20 protein-coding genes and 1 tRNA gene are annotated in these 19,642 nt (G+C 52.6%); 12 read left to right on the forward strand and 9 right to left on the reverse strand.

Annotated elements, in window-relative coordinates:
• Positions 1-5: 5 nt before the first annotated feature.
• Positions 6-1,139 (reverse strand): cobalt-precorrin-5B (C(1))-methyltransferase, encoded by a 1,134-nt coding sequence (locus ABIE64_RS12780; RefSeq protein ID WP_354377617.1) that lies wholly within the window; start codon positions 1,137-1,139, stop codon positions 6-8.
• Positions 1,140-1,374: 235 nt separating this feature from the next.
• Here ABIE64_RS12780 and cobA point away from each other — a divergent pair, with 235 nt between their 5' ends.
• The 7 genes from cobA (at position 1,375) to ABIE64_RS12815 (ending at position 8,446) form a co-directional block, all read left to right on the forward strand.
• Positions 1,375-2,244 (forward strand): uroporphyrinogen-III C-methyltransferase, encoded by an 870-nt coding sequence (gene cobA, locus ABIE64_RS12785; RefSeq protein ID WP_037989148.1) that lies wholly within the window; start codon positions 1,375-1,377, stop codon positions 2,242-2,244.
• 78 nt (positions 2,245-2,322) lie between these two features.
• Entirely contained in the window at positions 2,323-3,111 is a 789-nt protein-coding gene (locus ABIE64_RS12790) for a sulfite exporter TauE/SafE family protein (RefSeq protein WP_037989315.1), read from the forward strand.
• Positions 3,112-3,266: 155 nt separating this feature from the next.
• A complete protein-coding gene (locus tag ABIE64_RS12795) occupies positions 3,267-3,887 on the forward strand; it encodes an SCO family protein (RefSeq protein ID WP_063092156.1) in 621 nt (206 codons plus the stop codon).
• 55 nt (positions 3,888-3,942) lie between these two features.
• Positions 3,943-5,283: a cobyrinic acid a,c-diamide synthase CobB gene (locus ABIE64_RS12800; RefSeq protein ID WP_354377618.1), complete on the forward strand. Its 1,341-nt coding sequence runs from the start codon at positions 3,943-3,945 to the stop codon at positions 5,281-5,283.
• 84 nt (positions 5,284-5,367) lie between these two features.
• Complete coding sequence (locus tag ABIE64_RS12805) at positions 5,368-5,829, forward strand: YcgN family cysteine cluster protein (protein ID WP_354377619.1); 462 nt, start codon at positions 5,368-5,370, stop codon at positions 5,827-5,829.
• Positions 5,830-6,010: 181 nt separating this feature from the next.
• Positions 6,011-7,501 (forward strand): methyl-accepting chemotaxis protein, encoded by a 1,491-nt coding sequence (locus tag ABIE64_RS12810; protein ID WP_354377620.1) that lies wholly within the window; start codon positions 6,011-6,013, stop codon positions 7,499-7,501.
• Positions 7,502-7,693: 192 nt separating this feature from the next.
• Positions 7,694-8,446 (forward strand): MBL fold metallo-hydrolase, encoded by a 753-nt coding sequence (locus ABIE64_RS12815; RefSeq protein WP_139328086.1) that lies wholly within the window; start codon positions 7,694-7,696, stop codon positions 8,444-8,446.
• 79 nt (positions 8,447-8,525) lie between these two features.
• Here ABIE64_RS12815 and ABIE64_RS12820 read toward each other — a convergent pair whose 3' ends face one another.
• From ABIE64_RS12820 to ABIE64_RS12845, 6 genes are all read right to left on the reverse strand, one after another.
• Positions 8,526-8,792, reverse strand: coding sequence for a DUF1150 family protein (locus tag ABIE64_RS12820; protein WP_007088354.1), 267 nt, complete (start codon positions 8,790-8,792; stop codon positions 8,526-8,528).
• Positions 8,793-8,808: 16 nt separating this feature from the next.
• A complete protein-coding gene (locus tag ABIE64_RS12825) occupies positions 8,809-9,312 on the reverse strand; it encodes an Hsp20 family protein (RefSeq protein ID WP_007088353.1) in 504 nt (167 codons plus the stop codon).
• Between the two features lie 236 nt (positions 9,313-9,548).
• Positions 9,549-11,219, reverse strand: coding sequence for an adenylate/guanylate cyclase domain-containing protein (locus ABIE64_RS12830; RefSeq protein ID WP_354377621.1), 1,671 nt, complete (start codon positions 11,217-11,219; stop codon positions 9,549-9,551).
• 192 nt (positions 11,220-11,411) lie between these two features.
• Positions 11,412-12,137 carry a glutamine amidotransferase-related protein gene (locus tag ABIE64_RS12835; protein ID WP_063092150.1) on the reverse strand — a complete coding sequence of 242 codons (726 nt, stop codon included), beginning with the start codon at positions 12,135-12,137 and terminating at the stop codon, positions 11,412-11,414.
• A 206-nt stretch (positions 12,138-12,343) separates the two neighbouring features.
• Entirely contained in the window at positions 12,344-12,793 is a 450-nt protein-coding gene (locus tag ABIE64_RS12840) for a YeeE/YedE family protein (RefSeq protein WP_007088350.1), read from the reverse strand.
• 4 nt (positions 12,794-12,797) lie between these two features.
• The gene (locus ABIE64_RS12845; RefSeq protein ID WP_037989156.1) at positions 12,798-13,229 is read right to left on the reverse strand and encodes a YeeE/YedE family protein; all 432 of its coding nucleotides are present in this window, start codon (positions 13,227-13,229) and stop codon (positions 12,798-12,800) included.
• A 120-nt stretch (positions 13,230-13,349) separates the two neighbouring features.
• Here ABIE64_RS12845 and ABIE64_RS12850 point away from each other — a divergent pair, with 120 nt between their 5' ends.
• Positions 13,350-13,493, forward strand: a complete 144-nt coding sequence (locus ABIE64_RS12850; RefSeq protein ID WP_156487995.1) for a hypothetical protein — start codon at positions 13,350-13,352, stop codon at positions 13,491-13,493.
• A gap of 46 nt (positions 13,494-13,539) precedes the next feature.
• Positions 13,540-14,514, forward strand: a complete 975-nt coding sequence (locus ABIE64_RS12855) for a class I SAM-dependent methyltransferase (RefSeq protein ID WP_063092149.1) — start codon at positions 13,540-13,542, stop codon at positions 14,512-14,514.
• Positions 14,515-14,624: 110 nt separating this feature from the next.
• On the opposite strand, the gene ABIE64_RS12860 is transcribed toward ABIE64_RS12855, so the two are convergent.
• Positions 14,625-14,700, reverse strand: a tRNA-Ala gene (locus ABIE64_RS12860).
• A 100-nt stretch (positions 14,701-14,800) separates the two neighbouring features.
• Positions 14,801-15,106, reverse strand: coding sequence for an FYDLN acid domain-containing protein (locus ABIE64_RS12865; protein WP_007088347.1), 306 nt, complete (start codon positions 15,104-15,106; stop codon positions 14,801-14,803).
• A gap of 346 nt (positions 15,107-15,452) precedes the next feature.
• On the opposite strand from ABIE64_RS12865, the gene aroA reads away from it, so the two are divergent.
• The 3 genes from aroA to rpsA all read left to right on the forward strand — a co-directional run bounded on the left by aroA (position 15,453) and on the right by rpsA (position 19,476).
• Complete coding sequence (aroA, locus tag ABIE64_RS12870) at positions 15,453-16,799, forward strand: 3-phosphoshikimate 1-carboxyvinyltransferase (RefSeq protein WP_063092148.1); 1,347 nt, start codon at positions 15,453-15,455, stop codon at positions 16,797-16,799.
• Between the two features lie 103 nt (positions 16,800-16,902).
• The gene (gene cmk / locus ABIE64_RS12875) at positions 16,903-17,547 is read left to right on the forward strand and encodes a (d)CMP kinase (RefSeq protein WP_063092147.1); all 645 of its coding nucleotides are present in this window, start codon (positions 16,903-16,905) and stop codon (positions 17,545-17,547) included.
• 225 nt (positions 17,548-17,772) lie between these two features.
• Entirely contained in the window at positions 17,773-19,476 is a 1,704-nt protein-coding gene (gene rpsA, locus ABIE64_RS12880; protein ID WP_007088344.1) for a 30S ribosomal protein S1, read from the forward strand.
• Positions 19,477-19,642 lie beyond the last annotated feature (166 nt).

The following is a 19,642-nucleotide window of genomic DNA, read 5'->3' on the forward strand; positions in this document are numbered from 1 at the left end:
TCATTTTAAAGGTTCGGGTTTGTGCCTTCGGCAGGAAGAAAGGCGTCAAAATCACCATGTCCGGCACGGGCGATGATTCTGCCAACACGATCAACAACGACAATTTCGATGGCGGAAGCACCGTCGATGGTTGCGCGGGCGGTTTCACCAGCCTGAAGGGCAATGGTGCGTGCTATATCAACGTTTCTGGATGAGCAAAGTTCCAGAACCTGTTTGGTCGTATTGGCGTTGGCAATTTCAGATACCAGTTCGGCATCACCGCCAAGTGCGGCAACTGTATCAGAGAGCTTGTTGAAATCGACTTCGGACCGGCTGCTATGCAGATCCATATGGCCCTGCGCCAGTTTGACCAGTTTGGCAAATCCGCCTGAAATCGTGATATAATCGACTGGATGGCGACGCAGATATTTTAGCATGCCGCCAACAAAGTCGCCCATATCCAGGATAGCCTCGTCCGGCAGATTATAAAATTGCCGAATGGCAGCTTCGGACGTTTTGCCGGTGGCCCCGGCAACATGTTTGCGGCCGGTGGCGCGCGCGACATCAATGCCACGATGGATGGAATGAATCCACGCCGAACAGCTGAACGGAATCACCACGCCGGTGGTTCCCAGTACGGAAAGACCGCCAACAATTCCCAGTCGCGGGTTCCAGGTTTTCAGAGCGATTTCCCGCCCGCCGGGAATGGAAATTTCAATTTCGACATCGGTAGTCGCGTTAAACCTGTTTGCCAGTTCGACGATCTGCTGTGTCATCATTTCGCGCGGTTTGGGGTTGATCGCGGCTTCGCCCACCGGGATGGGCAGGCCGGGTTTCGTAATCATCCCGACACCGTCGCCGGCATGGAAGGTGATGCCGGACCCCTGTTGTCCATGGCGGATTGTTGCAATGATTTCCGCGCCATGGGTGACATCGGGATCATCGCCAGCATCCTTGATCACGCTTGCCCGTGCCCAGCCATCGCCGGTTTCAGCCTTGATCAGGTTAAAGGATGGTGTTTCACCCCGGGGAAGGATGATGGTGACCGGATCAGGAAATTCGCCAGACAACAGCGCTTGCCACGCCGCGCGGGTTGCCGCGGTGGCACAGGCCCCCGTTGTCCATCCCTTGCGTAGTGGTCCGTCCGGTTTTCGGGTCATGGGGCGGGCGATCCCGGTTTATGGCTTTGAAGATTTGGGTTAACCATTATTATGGCACCACGCATTTTTTGACAAAGCTCATATATTAAACATTATAAATGATGTGGTATTAGGTAAATAACGAAAAAAATACGGATTAATATGTTGGACGTAGCACCAAGATGCTGTTTAACATATCCAAACGATCCGGTCCTGCACAGATGGACCAGTTGGCTGAGAGATAAAGAATTCCGCAATGACGACACTTGGTCTTGATTTTCCGGTATTTGAGCCGGGTTGGGTTTGGCTGGTCGGCGCAGGTCCGGGTGATCCCGGTTTGCTGACGCTTCATGCTGTCAATGCGATGCAGCAGGCCGATATTGTTGTCTATGATGCGTTGGTTGATGACCGGATTCTCAATCTTTTGCGTTCGGATGCCAAGCGTGTTTATGCCGGGAAGCGCGGTGGTCGGCCGTCTTCAAAGCAAACGGACATATCCCTGCAGCTTGTTGATTACGCCAAGCAGGGCTTAAGGGTTCTGCGGCTTAAGGGCGGTGATCCGTTTGTTTTTGGCCGCGGTGGTGAAGAAGGTCTGACGCTGGTTGAACATAATGTGCCGTTCCGGGTCGTTCCGGGTATTACGGCGGGGATTGCCGGTGCGGCCTATGCCGGGATTCCAACAACGCATCGTGATTGCAATTCATCGGTAACCTTTGTTACAGGCCACGGTTCAAGTGGCGAAATGCCCGATAACATTAATTGGGCGGCTCTTGCCAAAGGGGCGCCGGTATTGGTGCTGTATATGGCGATGAAGCATTTGCGCCGTATTTCATCGGAACTGATGGCCAATGGACGATCCGGTGACGAACCACTTGCTGTTATCAATCAGGCAACAACCCCCAATCAGGGCATTCTGATTTCAACGCTTGCCAATGCGGCCGATGATGTCGAAAAAGCCGGTGTGGAACCGCCGGCAGTTTGTATTCTGGGCAAGGTGGTCGACTTGCGCGACCGGTTGAACTGGCTTTCGCCGCAGGATGACGTCAAAGCCGTGCGCCATGTTCCGTTCGAACAGGTTCTTGACCTTATTACCATGCCGGTGGATGCGAACGTTTCCAAATCCTGAGTTCCGGATTGATCTATATCGTTGTTCACAATGGATCGGCGCGTCACAATCGACGTAACTGATCATTCCGGGTGGATCATGGACGAACAACAGATACTGATCCGCATCATCGAAAGCGGCTGGGCACAATGCGTGACTGTTTTGCAAGAAGACAGCGGCGTTTTGGCGACAGCATTGATTGCCGGACTTGTCGGCAGTGCCACCCACTGTGTCGGGATGTGTGGGCCATTTGTGATCAGTCAGGTCACATCGCGCATGGAAAAGCTGCCGCTTGAAAAGATGAGCGAGCTTCGCCGACTTACCGGGGCCGCCTTATTGCCTTATCAGTTTGGCCGATTGACGACCTATACCCTGCTTGGTGTGATGGCGGGATTTTTCGCCGATAGCATCACGGTGCTGACCAAAATCTGGTGGTTGGGGCCTATGTTGCTTTTGTGTGCGGCACTTTTCTTTCTGGTCTTCGGGGTAATCGGTCTGGTGCCACATCTTGCCGGGCTGTTTCCAAACGTGGCTGGAGGAAACGCTGCGGGGGCATGGTGGAACCGTGTGGTTGGTGACCGAACCAAACCGCTATTTGGTGCGCCATTTGGCTGGCGGGGTTATCTGCTGGGGATCATGCTTGGATTTATTCCCTGCGGCCTGATTTATGGTGCGCTGGTTCTGGCGGCGGCAGGTGGCAATGCATTGACCGGCGGGTTCGTCATGGCGGTATTTGGTCTTGGCACCGTGCCGATGCTGTTTGCAACGGGCGTGATCGGCCAGTATGCCACCCGACGTTTTCGTGCTTTTATGGCACCGGTCGGTCGGGGGCTTATGGTCGTTAACGCCATCATCCTTGCCATGCTGGCATTTCATCAGATCGGATAATTTTGCGAATTCGCAATGACGCTATTGTGAGCCATGGCACAGTCACGGGTCTTGCATGATCGTTTTGCGGATTTATAGTGCCCGCAAGACAGTGGGTTATTCATCCGGTTGATTGCGGCAAAGGTAATCCCGGGACAAAAGGAACAGGTAGCGGCGTGAGCAGGAAAACACTCGTAATCATTCTGGCGATTGCACTGGTTCTCGGAATCGGATTGACCTATCGACTGATGATGATGGGATCGGAAACCGCATCTTCAAGTTCGGGTGCTGCGGCAATTGGCGGCCCGTTTGAACTGGTTGATCAAAATGGTCAGACCCGCACCGAACAGGATTTCCGCGGAAAATACATGCTGATTTATTTCGGTTATACCTATTGTCCGGACGTTTGCCCGACCGAATTGCAGGTGATGGGCAATGCGCTTGATGCCCTTGATCCCGAAATTGCCAATGAAGTAACACCGGTCTTTATTTCGGTTGATCCGGAACGCGATACAGTTGACGCGATTGCGGCTTATGTTCCGCATTTTCATGAACGTATGGTCGGCCTGACCGGAACGCTTGAACAGACTACAGCCGCGGCAAAGACTTTCCGTGTGTATTACGCCAAGGCATATGCCGACGGGGAAGCAAAGGATTCGGATGCCTATCTGATGGACCATTCGTCCTTTGTGTATCTGATGGGACGTGATGGGTCATTTATCCGTCACTTTAATTACGGAACAGCCCCGGAAGATATGGCAAAGGGCATTGCCGAAGTCGTTAAGAAGAACGGATGATTACCGCGTTTCTGTAGGGATCAGTTTGTGCGGCATTCAGGGAAACCGGAAGAATATGGAATTATCTGCAATGCAGCTTCCGGGCCTGATTATTGCCGCACCTTCGTCAAATAGCGGCAAGACGGTTCTGACGCTTGGCCTTTTGCGTGCACTTGCCAATCGGGGTGTTCGTGTTACGGCGGCGAAAACCGGACCGGACTATATAGACCCGGCATTTCAGGCCGCTGCATGCCGAGAAAAATGTATCAATCTTGATCCCTGGGCGATGTCCGGTAATCAGATCGTTGCGCTTGCCCAGCGGCAGGCCGGGGAGAAGTCACTTCTTCTGTGCGAAGGTGTGATGGGGTTGTTTGACGGGGCGGCGGACGGCAGTGGGTCGACGGCCGATCTTGCGGCGATGATGAATTGGCCGGTGGTGCTGGTTATTGACGTCAAGGGGCAGTCGGCATCGGCTGCCGCGGTGATCGCCGGGTTCGCCGGCTTTCGCAAAGATGTGAAAATTGCGGCTGTGATCCTGAACCGGGTTGGCAGTTATCGGCATCGTATGATGATTGAAACGGCATGCCGCGAACATCTTCCGGAAATTCCTGTGATCGGGGCGGTCCGGCGCAGTGATGCATTATCGCTGCCCGAACGGCATCTTGGCCTTGTGCAGGCAGGCGAACATGACGCGCTTGATGTGTTTCTTGATCAGGCGGCCGGGATTATTGCCGAGGATGTCAATCTTGATCAGTTGATCGGTCTGGTACGCGGGCGGAAACTTGCGGTGGGGGCTGGTGATGGTTCGGATGCGGTTGGCATCGGTATCCCGCCATTGGGGCAGCATATCGCCATCGCACGGGATACGGCTTTTGCCTTTGCCTATCCCCATCTTCTTGAAGACTGGCGCCGTCAGGGGGCGGAATTATCGTTCTTTTCCCCGCTTGCCGATGAAACCCCAAGCAATGGGGCGAACGCGGTCTATCTGCCGGGCGGTTATCCGGAACTGCATGGGGAACAACTGGCGAATGCCGGAAATTTCAAAGCGGCACTCGCGGCGCTGGCAGCCAGAAATATCCCGATCTATGGCGAATGCGGTGGCTATATGATGCTGGGCGAGGCATTGATTGATGCAACTGGCCAACATCACCAGATGCTTGGGCTTTTGCCCCTTGTGACGAGCTTTGCTGATCGCAAGCTGCATTTGGGATATCGAACACTGGTTTTGTCCGGGGCAACAGCTTTGGGGCCGGTTGGGACCGTTCTTCGCGGGCACGAGTTTCACTATGCCTCGACCATCAAAGCCGATGGTACGCCCCTTGGAAACATGGCCACGGCAATTGGTGATGACCTTGGCAGTGCCGGTTTGATGAAGGGCAGTGTTTTCGGCTCGTTCTTTCATCTGATCTGCCAGTAGCTTCGATTGGTGATCTTTGCGGTTTGGAAGTCCGCCATATGCTATAATCCAAAAATAATAAAATGATGCCGGACGAGAGAGACGATGACAGAGCCGACGGTTGAGACAGGGAATGAACCGTTTTGGGAAACCAAGACGCTTGATGAAATGACTACCGAGGAATGGGAGTCCATTTGCGACGGATGCGGCAAATGCTGTCTGCATAAGCTGCAGGATGAGGACACCGACTTTGTTTATTATACCTCGGTAGCCTGTCGATTACTCGATTGCGAAACCTGCAGCTGCAAGGATTATCCAAATCGAACCCAGCATGTGCCTGACTGTGTGCAACTTTCACAGGAAAACGTCACGACATTGTCCTGGATGCCATCGACATGTGCCTATCGTTTGATGGCCGAAGGAAAAGGATTACCTGACTGGCACCCACTAATTACAGGACGCGCAGACTCAACGATTGCGGCGGGAATGTCGATCAAGGGAATGGTGATCTCAGAGGATGACGCCCACCCTGATCTGACCCGATATATTGTAAAATGGCCAGCTTGAACGTATAATCCAAAGTATGTTCACCTATGCTAAAATAGGCGGTTGATTACTTCATCGGTATAGATATCCTGTGATCCGAACAATTGCGCAGTATATGCGGAATTGTTCGTTTTTTTTATACAGGCCTCTAAATGACCGGGTCTTCAGTTAGAAACCCGGGCAACACAAGGAAGACATTCGGATGGGTTTTGCGTCACTTTTCAGTAATGACAAGTCGCAGGAAGGTCAGCAGATTGTAAATGCGCTTAGCCTGTCGATGGCTGTTATCGAGTTTTCGATTGATGGCAAGATTCTGACGGCCAATGATAATTTCCTGAAAACAATGGGTTTCTCGCTGGAGGAAATAGTTGGTCGGCATCATTCGATGTTTGTCCCGCGTGAAATCAGTAATGGCGAAGAATACCGGAAATTCTGGGAACAGCTTCGTAGCGGTAAATTCTCGTCGGGTGCTGTGCCGCGTGTGCGCAAAAATGGCGAGATGATATGGCTTGAAGCAACTTACAACCCGATTCTTGGCAAAGACGGAAAGCCGACGAAGGTCGTCAAATTTGCATCCGACATTACAGCGCGTCGCGTTGAGCGTGCGGTTTTGCAAAGTGTCTTTGACGCGATGGAAAAATCGCAGGCCGTGATCGAGTTTGACCTGAACGGCATTATCCTTAAGGCAAACAAGAATTTTCTCGATGCCATGGGATACAGACTCGATGAAATTATCGGCAAGCATCACAGCATGTTTGTTGAGCCAGAATATCGTGACTCTGCCGAATATCGCTCGTTCTGGGAAACCCTGAAAACCGGGAATTTCCATACGGGCCAATTCAAACGCGTCGGCAAGGGCGGCAAGGAAATCTGGATTGAGGCGTCCTATAACCCGGTGCTTGATCCGGTTGGAAAGCCTTTCAAGGTGATCAAGTTCGCGACAGATATTACCGAGCAAACCCTTCTGTTGCTTGAGCTCAAGACCATGATTGATCAGAACTTTACCGAGATCGATAGTAACATCGCCGCTTTGGGCAATTCGGCCAATCAAAGTGTCAGCACATCCGAGGAAACCTCGCATACGGTGCAGACCGTTGCGGCAAGTGCCGAGCAGATGGCGGCATCAATTGCAGAAATTTCGCGTAGTATGGCGCAGTCTCGTGACGAAACAGAGCGCGCATTTGATCAGACGATCAGCGCCAACAGCTCGACCCAGCGTATGGCGGAGGTTGTCGAGTCAATGGGGAGCATCGTTGAAGTCATTCAGAATATTGCCGGGCAGATCAACCTTCTGGCATTGAATGCGACGATAGAGAGCGCGCGTGCGGGCGATGCTGGCAAGGGGTTTGCCGTTGTTGCCAACGAGGTCAAGAACCTGGCCAATCAGGCCGCTCGTGCGACCGAGCAGATTTCCGATGAAATTTCAGGCATTCAGTCGATCTCGTCGGAGGTTGTCGGTGCCCTTGAAACCATTCGTCATTCGGTGGAAACGGTCAGGGACAGTGTCACCAACATATCCTCGGCGGTTGAGGAACAAAGTGCGGTGACCGAAGGCGTTTCGGAAAACATGCGCATGATGGCAGGTGCGGTTGACGGTCTTGCCCGGAACCTTGATAATATCAAGTCCACCACGGGTATGGTCGCCGACTCGGTCAGTCGAACTCGCAAGGCTGCGGAAGTCCTAGCGCGTTAACCGTCTGATTTCCTATACAGATGTATCGAACTGCAGGATGGCCGATGCATTCAGCCACCCAGTTTTCTTTGTGCGGTGACGGTTTTGAGACTTTATCGCGAAAACAAATCTGAACAGCTTGCCTAATGTTCACTGTCTCAGCAAAAATAGACACTCATTGCAAATGATCCGCAAACAGCGCGGTGACAGGGAATGTCGAGTGAATATATGCGCATAGATGTTCTGGGTGTTGGCGAGGCATTCGATCCCGCCTTTGAAAACTCATCCGTCGTGGTGAGTGCAAATGGCTATCGGTTGATGATTGACTGTGGGGCAACGGTGCCCGGATTGCTGATGCGCAAGTTTCCCGATCCGGATGCCATTGATGCGATTTATTTCACCCACATGCATCCCGATCACGTTTTCGGACTGGTGCCGGTTATGCTGAACTGGCGCGATGACGGTCGATCAAAGCCGATCCATATCATCGCGACACCTGCGGTACGCAATCATCTGGAAAAGATCATGGAGCTTGGCTTTGCCGGGCTTGGAAGTGCGTGGCCGTTTGAAATTATCTGGCATGCGGTGCCGGAAACCACGCAGATAGGTCCGTTCGAAACCAAATTTGCCCGTTCCGATCACAGCGTTCAGAACCATGCAATTTTGCTGCGTTTCGAGAATAAGGGTTTTGCCTATTCCGGTGACGGTAACGTGACAGCCGATACTACAGCGCTTTTTACCGCTGCTGATCTGGTGTTTCAGGAAACATATTTGCCCAAGCATGATCCAAAACATGCCGCGCACTGCGATTTGGAAACTGTTCTGCAATTGGCATCTGATATGCCCGGATCACGTTTCTGGCTCTATCACATCAAACGTGATGTAAGACGCGAGATTGCCGAACTTCTGCGCGAAAATCCGCAGGTACGGGTTGCCGTACCTGGCGAAGTGATCGAAATCCGTTAGGGTGACGCCTCATCAAACCCAGCAAAAAGGCAGCCCATCGGCTGCCTTCTGATTTCCGCGATATCCCGATCGGGTCGTCTTAGTGAACCGAACGCGGGTCCATGTCGTGCTGGCGGATTGCCGCATGGGCTACGGCCTGACTTTCGAACGATGCGATATGGGTACCATCGGCGGTAAATACCCCAAAGACCGTTTCGTTGCTTTCGTCTTCGGGATTGGCCATCGCGCGCACATAAGCAAAATCGTGAATGCCAAGCATGGCAAAATCACCAGACGAAAGCAGGTTCAAATCCTGTTCCGCGCCGCGGGTTTCTTTGGTCTCATGGTCTGAGATGCGATTGCTCATAAAACCACTCTCCTTGTTACGCCTTGCGGCTTTTATCTTCGACCGCGTCTGCGCCATTTTCAGCATCGACGGTCATATCTATGGTGCGTGACGAGACGGCTTTCTTCTTGGCAGAGTTGATCGCAATTTCACGTACAACCGGTTCAGGAACCGGACGGTTCAAATCCACATGCAAAAGTCCGTTATCAAGATGGGCGCCAACAACTTCAATACCCTCGGCCAGTACAAAGGAACGCTGGAACTGGCGGGATGCTATACCGCGATGGATATAGATGCGGTTGCTGTCGTCTTCCTGATGCTTGCCACGAATAATCAACTGGTTGTCTTCGGTCGTTACCGACAGATCGTCTTCGGCAAATCCTGCGACCGCGACCGTGATACGCAGATGGTTTTCGCCGATTTGCTCGATATTGTAAGGCGGATAGCCTTCTGCCTTGGTTTTGGAAACCTGATCAAGAACACGTTCGATCTGGTCAAACCCCAACAGCAGCGGACTGTTAAACATTGAAATTCGTGACATAGGCAGCACCTCCTCAGTAGAGCGAGTGTGATATCGACCAGACCCCACGCTTTTGGCGTTTCGGGCGTCTGAACATCTGACCCGACCCGTTCGGCATCAGACATATCTATCTAATCGAATAAATGTGGTTTTCTATCGCATAGTCAAGACCCGGATTGATACTGTAACCGCGGAAACCTTGGGAATATGCGATATCAGACCTGTGTAATACGCAGATCATGACCGATCAGAGATGATCATACAACGCGTTCCGGCAGTTCGGGCATATTTTCCAGTGCATAGTAGGCAACAGTCTGATCCTTTCCGCGCAAGGCCACTTCATGCATCACCGCATTTTCAGGTAATGGAATCGGCCCATGGTCGAAAATTGCCTTTGATATCACCAACGGCACACCATGCTTTTTGGTCTGGCTTTCCAGTCTTGCCGCCGTATTGATCGTGTCGCCGATGGCGCTGATGTTTTCGCGGCCGGGAGGCCCCATTTCGCCAACAATCGCTTCGCCCATGTGAATGCCAATACCGATGCGCAATGTATGCGGAAGCTCTGATTTCAAATGTTCATTCAGATTTTCGATTCGGCGCAACATCCCCGCCGCCCCGTGAAGGGCATCACGGATCATGGTTTCCGTATCGTCCGTATCAAGACCGTAAAGCGCCATCAGGCCATCACCGGTGAACTGGGCATAGAGCCCGCCACTTTCGCGCAAGGCTTCTGTCATTTCGGCAAAAAACTGGTTCAGGATGAACAGTACATCGTAGGGCATTTTCTTTTCGCCCAAACGTGTCGAATCCCGAAGGTCGGTGAATATTGAAACAACCTGACGTTCGCTACCGGACAGACCGCCGGGGCGGCGTCCATCCTGTGCGGTGGCGTTCGGCGGCAATAACGGCGCAACCGCAAGATCGTTTACCGGTTTGATCTGGCAGGCCAATCGCATACCACGCGGCGCGTGGATGCTCTCAAGCGCGGCTGCTTCGATCTTGCCGGGGGCTGCAAGCTGATCAATGCCCGATCCGCAATGGATGCGGCATGTCGTGCAACGACCATGTCCGCCACAAACCGATGCCATCTGCACACCGGCATCGCGAAGGGCTTCAAGTGCCGTTGCCCCGGGGGCGACGCGGATCAGCTTGCCGTTGGGCATCGATAGCATCGGTCCGCGTTTGATGCGATCAACGGTCTGGCGAATTTGCCGCACGACAAAGGGTGCCAAAGCCAGAGAAATGGCAATTATCGTGCCTGGGAGAAGCGCATTTTCATAAAATTTTACTGCCGCGTCATTGACGTTTGCGGCATCCAGAACACCAAAAACATATTTGCGTCCGCCTTCTTCGGTCCGGCGAATGATTTCAGCGGATGCCGCGCCAAATCCGGCCAGTGCCAGTGTCGGGACAAGTACTGCTGATGCGCTAAGCACACCGCGCCAACGCGGGTAAAATGGCTTTAATCGCAGCCAGAAATGAATACCGATACAACCATGGGTCCAGACGACAATCACAGCGATTGCATGCAATACGCCCTGGCTCGGAATAAACACGGCAAGATCAAGCAAAACACGTTCAAACGCGGAATCGACACCAAATCCGAGGTCGATGATCCGTGTTGCGATGATATGGCGGAACAATAGAAATGGAATGCACAGACCAAGGACCATCTGTGTCCATTCGGATTTGCGCAGGCGCAGAGAGCGCCTGCTGGTCAGTCGCGCTGTCGCCAGAAGGAAATGCGTGATCGCAGCGCATAAAAGAAGAATTTCCAGCGGTGGGAATTGCCAGATACCGGTTGTAACCGGGACGATGGCTTCCATTGCTTCGGGCGAAATGATGCCAGCGGCCTGATTGATCAGATGCATGAAGACATATGCAAACAGCGTCAGACCGGAATAAAGCCGTAAATTCTGGATCATGGCATTCCATTTTACTGGCAGAAATTTTGCTAAAGTCCAGTATCAGGCGCAATCATAAACAAATCGTATTGCGGAATGTTCTGAAAACTTCCAGCCGGTTGCGCATGCATCACTATATCTTAAAACGCAAAACGGACCGCCATCGAAATGCCGCGGTCCGTTATAAGGGGATAATGCCTTCCCGATCCTGGGTCAGGCGGCTTTAACCGCCCGATTACCCCGCAGGAAATTGAGCATCCATTTGGCAAACAGTTGGCTATCAAGCTTTTCGTCAAGTGACTTGGTTGCCTTTGAATGTACGTCTTCGGGCAACAATGTGTATCGTGCCTTCAGCAATGCTTCTTCATAGGGGCGCTGGAATTCCGGATGCGGCTGGATCGAAGCAGCGGTTTCGCCGTATTGAATAGCGGCATAGGGGCAGAATTCGGAGCTTGCCCAAACATTTGCGCCTTCGGGCAATTCTATCACCTGATCCTGATGGAATGCGTTCAGCTTGAACTTGGCTGGCGCATTTCCAAGCCAGATCGGGGCCGTTTTGCTGGTGGTGTATTCATGAACACCAATACCCCAGCCTTTGTCAGATTTGACGACCGTGCCACCAAGGGCGGCTGCCAGAATCTGGTGACCAAAGCAGACCCCGAAAACAGGAATTTGTGCGGCGACGATATCGCGAAGCAATTCCTGCAAACGGATCATCCAGGGTTCGTTTTCATAAACACCATGCTTTGATCCGGTCACAATCCAGGCATCGACGGCATTCAGGTCTTCGGGGAATTGATCCAAAAGTACAGTCCAGGTCTGGAAGGCAAGCTCGGGATCCAATGCGCCAAGCATGGTTTCGAACATGGATGGATAGCTTTTGAATTCATCGCGAAGTTCTTCCGGAACAAGACCGGTTTCAAGAATGCCGATTTTCATGCGAGGCCTTTGAAATCATACTGTGATGTTGTTTTGCACATATGCCAGTGTCGCTGCAAAGACAAGCATGTTGCAGCAAGATTTCAGGCTTTCCAGACTAGTCGCCACAAATTTTGAATGCTAACAGATTGATTTCCCTGCGAATGGCAATTTGTGGCGTATGGCTGGTTTGCGTGGCGCACTTGCCATAAAGGTTAAGGTTTTCGCTATTTTTGCGCGATTGCGGCCTGATCCAATGTGTTCATCATCAGTTTATGCACGATCATTCCGGCGATCATCGCGATCACAAAAATGATTGTTTCGATATGCCCAAAGGCAAGCGCACTAATCGCGGGACCCGGGCAATAGCCAACCATGCCCCACCCAATGCCGAACAATAGCCCGCCAATAACCAGATTGCGGTCAATGTCGCGTCGTTTCGGCAGTTCTATTGTCCCGCCGCAAATGGCAGTTCTGCGGGATTGGGCAAAGCGAAATATCGGGAATGCGATAACAAGGGCACCCGCCATGACGAACGCAAGGCTGGGGTCCCAGTTTCCGGTCTGGATCGCTGCGATATCAAGGAAACCAAGAACCTTTTGGGGGTCTGTCATCCCCGAAATGATTAGGCCCAAGCCGAACAGGGCGCCACAGAAAGCAGAAGCAAGAATACGCATTGATTTAGCCCCCGATAACATGACGAATGACAAAGGTACTGGCCATGCCCGCGCCCATGAAACACAGGGTGGCGACCATTGATCGTGCTGACAGACGCGACAGGCCGCAAATTCCGTGTCCGCTGGTGCAGCCACTGCCAAGTCTCGTGCCAAACCCGACGATCAAGCCGGCTGCAATAATGACCGGCCATGAAGCGCTTACAATGCTTTGGGCATTGATCGGGGTGAGGGCCAACAGGATCATTGGAGCAATGATCATGCCAGAGATAAAGGCAAGTTTTTCAACGCGACCCGATGTCGGGCCTTTGCTGGTAAGCAGGCCTCCAAGGATGCCGCTGATGCCTGCAATGCGGCCATTGAGCAAAAGGTAAAGGCCTGAAGCCAGTCCGATCAGCGCACCACCCAGAAGTGCGGAATAAGGCGTAAAGTTTTCCATCTTGTTTCCCGGCAGCAAGAGGTTGAGGTAAATATTTATATTAATACATTATGTTTTAATCAAGTTATTCTGGTGATCGCCCGGATCATCCAAGACTATTCATCAACTGCGAAGTTTGTCGTGAATTCTGATGCAGAGGGACCAGATAAAATGATTTTGCAGCGTGCAAAAGCGATAAAATTAGATAAACATCTGATTTTAAATGATATTATCCATATTGCCAAAAGCGCGGATTCAGCTGATATAGCGATGATCGAGTTTTGATGCTGCCGGTCATTTGGCCGGAGCCTTTTCGGATTTCTTCATATACATGAGCAAAGATCGTTTGTTGGCCAGTCGGCGGCTTGATGTCGCGCTGGCGCTTGTCGGGCAGAATGATACCGAGGCCGCAATCGATGTGACCCGGGCGGCAATTTCGGCTGATCCCGATTGGGAAGAAGCACATTTTGTGCTGGGCGATATTTTCGAACGCATGGGACAGCACGAAAATGCGATCGAAGCTTTTCGTCAGTGCCTTGCTCTTGATCCGGTTGACCGTATGGGAGCCGAAGTTCGACTGACTTTGCTGGGTGCGGTTGCCATGCGCGATCGCTTGCCGCCTGATTATGTTCGGGCCCTGTTTGACGACTATGCACCACGTTTTGAAATCTCGTTGCGGGATCGCTTGGCCTATCGTGGGCCGGAGCTTCTTTTTGAAGCCATCCGGCCATACTTGCCGGAATTGTTGCGCCCGTTGCGGGTTCTTGATCTTGGTTGCGGTACAGGATTGGTCGCGGACGTTTTTGCGGGCCATGTTGACGTGATTGACGGTGTCGATCTATCGCCGCGCATGATTAACCGGGCAAAGGCAAAGGGTCTTTATCGAAATCTGATTGCCGGGGACATCACGGATTTGCCTGATGCGCTTGATCGCGACTATGGCTTGGTGGTTGCTGCTGATGTTCTGAATTATCTTGGCGATCTTGTCCCTGCGCTGCGGGCTGCCCACGAGCGGATTGTACCAGGTGGATTGATGGTTTTCTCACTTGAACATGGTGACACATTCCCGTTCGATCTTGGGCCGGGGCAAAGGTTCCGCCATCATGAACAGGCAATTCATGACTGGTTGAAAGATTGCCAGTTCAAAGTCATTGCCGATGTGATTGGAATTTTGCGACAGGAAAAGGGGAACCCTGTTTCAGGCCGTATTATGGTGGTTCGTGCAGGAGATGGTATCGCCGAATTGCTTGATGGTTTTGGACATCTTCCCGATCCGGAGCGTTCAATCGATCGCACCGTGCACTAAGCAGTATTTTGCATCCAGACGCTTTTGAAGGTCGTCCTTTGGACGGCCTTTTCATTTGGGAAAAGAATACTGAAACGACAAAACCCGTCGCTTTAGGCGACGGGTTTTGATGGTGGAGCCGATCAGGATCGAACTGACGACCTCTACAATGCCATTGTAGCGCTCTCCCAACTGAGCTACGGCCCCATTTTAGTCCGCGTCGCAACGATTTTGAGTGTTTCCGTTGCGGCGCGGGCGATATTTAGAAGGTTCACCAAATCTTGGCAAGACCTATTTTTAAAAAATCCTAGCGGTCGTCTTCGTCGCTTTCGACATGTTCGAGAACTTCGCCAAGATCATCGTCATCTTCACCAAGATCAGACGCATCCTCAAGGATATCGTCATCAATATCGGTGTCGACGTCGTCATCGAGATCGACGTCATCATCAAGATCTTCGTCTTCTTCCGGCTTCGGCTTTGCAACCGCGGCTTTCTTGATTTTGGTCACCCCGTCCGGGGTTGCGCATTTGGGGCACACGACCGGCGTACGATTCAAATCATAGTATTTGGTACCGCAGGCTTGGCAGTGACGTTTCTTACCGCGTGCTGACATTACGGCAAACCCTCTTAAATACCGTTTCATCAAAGAATGGGTTGAAGGCCGAATTCACCTTCTTCTAGTTGGCCCAATTGCCATCTTGGGGCGGGCTTGTCAAAAGGAAATTGTCCGATTTTATTCCAAGCCTCAAAAAGGCGGGATTCTGCGCTACGCACCGCCATAAGCTTCAAGCAAAATTTGGCTTCGATACTGGTGCGTCAAAAGCGCATATGATACGTGTTTGCCCCCCGGCAATCGAACGTACCATTTGCGCCTGGACTTGCGGCGGCATCAAGGTACGGTTCAATGGTCGGAAAACGATTATTTGATGGTCACAACAAGACATAGACAGGCAGGCCCGATGAGCTCTTCGCAGACCAAACGTCCGCTTCAATCGCTGAAGTCCCGTGCGCTTAAAGGCGATATCCGGGTTCCCGGCGACAAATCAATTTCCCATCGTTCCCTGATGTTTGGCGGTCTTGCCATTGGTGAAACGAAAATTACCGGCCTGCTCGAAGGTGAAGATGTACTGGCAACCGCAGAAGCCATGCGCAAGCTTGGCGCGACCGTTAATCGCGATAATGACGGGACCTGGCATGTGACTGGTGTCGGGGTTGGCGCCTTGCGGGAACCCGATAGCGTCATTGACATGGGCAATGCGGGAACCGGTATTCGCCTGATGGCCGGGATTGTTGCGACCCATCCGATCACCACTTTCTTTACCGGTGATGCGTCGCTTTGCAAACGTCCGATGGGGCGTGTTGCCGACCCGCTTGCTGAATTCGGTGCGCAATTCATCACGCGTGAACGTGGTCGCCCGCCGATGGCCGTCATTGGAACCGATGAAGCAAAACCGGTGACATATACGCTGCCGATGGCATCCGCGCAGGTAAAATCGGCCGTGTTGCTTGCCGGTTTGAATACCGCCGGAACGACCACAGTGATCGAACCGAAACCATCGCGTGATCATACCGAACGCATGTTGCGTCATTTCGGTGTCGATGTTGATGTCAGCATCAATGACGATGGCGGCCGCACGGTCAGCCTGACCGGCCCGGTTGAAATGAAGGCGGCTGATATTGTGGTTCCCACAGATCCGAGCTCGGCGGCATTTCCGCTGGTGGCGGCTTTGATCAATCCGGAATCACAGGTTACCATCCGTGATGTCTGTTTAAACCCATTGCGGACCGGCCTGATCACGACGCTTATTGAAATGGGCGGTGACATTACGATTGCTAACGAACGTGAAGAAGCCGGTGAAACCATCGGTGATCTTGTTGTTAGTGGTAAAAATCGCCTGACCGGCATTGTTGTGCCAGCAGAACGCGCGCCATCAATGATTGACGAATATCCGGTGCTGGCTGTTGCTGCTGCTTATGCGCAGGGTGAAACCCGAATGTGCGGACTTGAAGAATTGCGGGTTAAAGAATCGGATCGTCTTGCCGCTGTGGCCGCGGGTCTGGCAGCAAACGGGATCATTCATCGTATCGAAGGTGACGACCTTATTGTTACGGGTGGCGATGTGCCGGGTGGCGGCATGGTTGAGACCCACCTTGATCATCGCATTGCCATGTCGTTCCTTGTTCTTGGACTGGGCGCGAATGATCCGGTTGCGGTTGATGATGCCAACCCGATTGCGACCAGTTTTCCGAGTTTCGAAGCGCTGATGCGCGAACTTGGGGCCAACCTTGCCCCGGCTGGTTCGTAATCTGTTTCGCGGGCGGGCTTCTCTATTCACATACCGGGGCTCGTAATGCCGTTATTGGCACACAAGTATTAAGTGACATCAAAACAAACAGGGGCACCCGCGCATGATCATCGCAATTGACGGACCGGCAGCATCGGGAAAAGGTACTTTGGCGCGTCGAGTCGCTGCAGCAATGGACTATGCCTACCTTGATACCGGACTTTTATACCGGGCAACGGGCGCAAAGGTTTTGGCGCTTGGGCTTGATCCTTCGAACGAGGATGCAGCGGTCGGGGTGGCAGAAAAACTTGGTGCCGACGATCTTGAGAGTGAAGAGCTTCGTAGCGAAGAAGTTGGAAGTGCCGCATCAAAAGTTGCAGCGATTCCAAAGGTTCGCGCGGTGTTGCTAGCTTTTCAGCGCAACCTTGCCAGCAGCCCGCCTGATGGCAAACGTGGTGCTGTTCTTGATGGTCGTGACATTGGCACGGTTGTCTGTCCGGATGCCCCGATCAAGTTCTATTTGACGGCCAGTGTCGAAGAACGTGCAAACCGTCGGTTCAAACAGTTGCAGGAAAAAAATCCCGCTGCTATATACGAGCGCGTTCTCAAGGAGCTTGAAGAACGGGATGCTCGAGACAGTGCGCGGGACGTTGCGCCGCTCAAGATGGCATCGGACGCAATCCACATCGATACGGATCGTCTGAATGCTGATGCGGTGTTTAATGCAGTCATGGCGCATATTCGGACCCATATGGGCGAGAATGACTGACACACGGGCGTTTTAACCGTCAAGCGACAGAACGATCTCAGGGGTTGTTACCCTAAGGTGAACGACATGTGCGTTCACCTTTTCGTCTATGGAAAACCGTTTGGTTTTTCGCGAACGGGATCGGGACATCGATTGGCAAAAACCCGCCGCGATTTTGTGGCAAGACCATCGGATACAACCGATTGGCCGGAATAGTGACGATACACTCGAAAGGAAGTCTCTTTAATGACAACCGCTGAACAAGCACAATTCTCCACCGGCGAAGATTTCGCCGCCCTGCTGGCCGAAAGCCTCGGTTCTGAAGACGAGGGCTTTATTGGCCGCGTGATGACCGGTACGGTCGTCAAAACCACCGACGACGATGCAATCGTCGACGTGGGTCTGAAGTCCGAAGGCCGCGTGCCGCTTAAAGAATTTGGCGCAGGCGACGTTAATATCGGCGATACCGTTGATGTTTATGTCGATCGCTATGAAAACAAAGATGGCCTGATCGTTCTGTCGCGCGAAAAAGCGCGTCGCGAAGAAGCCTGGGTCGAGCTGGAAAAACAGTTCAACGAAGGCAAACGCGTCGACGGTACCATCTTTGGTCGTGTTAAAGGCGGCTTCACTGTCGACCTGTCGGGCGCCGTGGCATTCCTGCCGGGCAGCCAGGTTGACATCCGTCCGGTTCGCGACGTTACCCCGCTGATGAACAACCCGCAGCCGTTCCAGATCCTGAAAATGGATCGTTCGCGCGGTAACATCGTGGTTTCGCGTCGTGCCGTTCTCGAAGAGACCCGTGCTGAACAGCGCGCCGAACTGATCCAGAACCTCCAGGAAGGTCAGGTTCTTGACGGTGTTGTCAAAAACATCACCGATTACGGCGCATTCGTCGATCTCGGCGGTGTTGACGGCCTGCTGCACGTCACCGACATCGCATGGAAGCGTATCAACCATCCGTCTGAAGCCCTTCAGATCGGTCAGACCGTCAAGGTCCAGGTTATCCGCTTCAACAGCGAAACCCAGCGTATCTCGCTTGGCATGAAACAGCTTGAAGCTGACCCGTGGGAAGGTGTCGAAGCCAAATACCCGGTCGGTTCGAAATTCGAAGGCCGTGTCACCAACATCACCGATTACGGCGCATTCGTCGAACTCGAAGCTGGTGTCGAAGGTCTGGTCCACGTTTCCGAAATGTCCTGGACCAAGAAAAACATCCACCCGGGCAAAATCGTTTCGACCTCGCAGGAAGTCGAAGTCATGGTGCTCGACGTCGATGCACAGAAACGCCGTATTTCGCTTGGTCTCAAGCAGTGCACCTCGAACCCGTGGGATGCCTTCTTGGCCGCTCATCCGGTCGAGTCCGAGATCGAAGGCGAAGTCAAGAACATCACCGAATTCGGTCTGTTCATTGGCCTTCTGGGCGGTATCGACGGTATGGCGCACCTCTCGGACCTGTCATGGGACCGCGCTGGTGAAGAAGTCATCAAAGAATACAAAAAAGGTGACATCGTCAAAGCCAAGGTTCTTGACGTTGACGTCGAGAAAGAACGCATCTCGCTTGGTATCAAACAGCTTTCGGGTGACCCGTTCAAAGAAGCCGTTACCGGCATCAAACGCGGCGAAACCGTAACCTGTGAAATCACCGAAGTTAACGATGGTGGTATCGAGGTTGCTGTTGGTGGCACCGATCTTAAAGGCTTCATCCGCAAGGCTGAACTCGCACGTGACCGTTCGGACCAGCGTCCGGAACGTTTCGCAGTTGGCGAGAAAGTCGATGCGCGTGTGACCACGATCGACGCCAAAACCCGCAAGGTTACCCTCTCGGTCAAAGCTCTTGAAGTTGCTGACGAGAAGAAAGCCATGGCGGATTATGGTTCGGCTGACAGCGGTGCATCGCTTGGTGATATCCTTGGCGAAGCACTTCGCAAGAAACAGGAAGGTGCCGAATAAGGCATCTGTTCCTGATCAAACAGGGTCTGCGACGGCAGATCATGAAGACGGGTCGTGCATTGCACGGCCCGTCAGACTGCTGACAAAGTCCTCGCCATTGGCGGGGACTTTTGATTCAATGGGGAATGCTTAAGAAACCCAGCCCACATCAAACCGAACTAGAGAT

The sequence above is a fragment of the Thalassospira sp. MBR-102 genome (genome assembly GCF_040549275.1).
Classification (GTDB): Bacteria; Pseudomonadota; Alphaproteobacteria; order Rhodospirillales; family Thalassospiraceae; genus Thalassospira; species Thalassospira xiamenensis.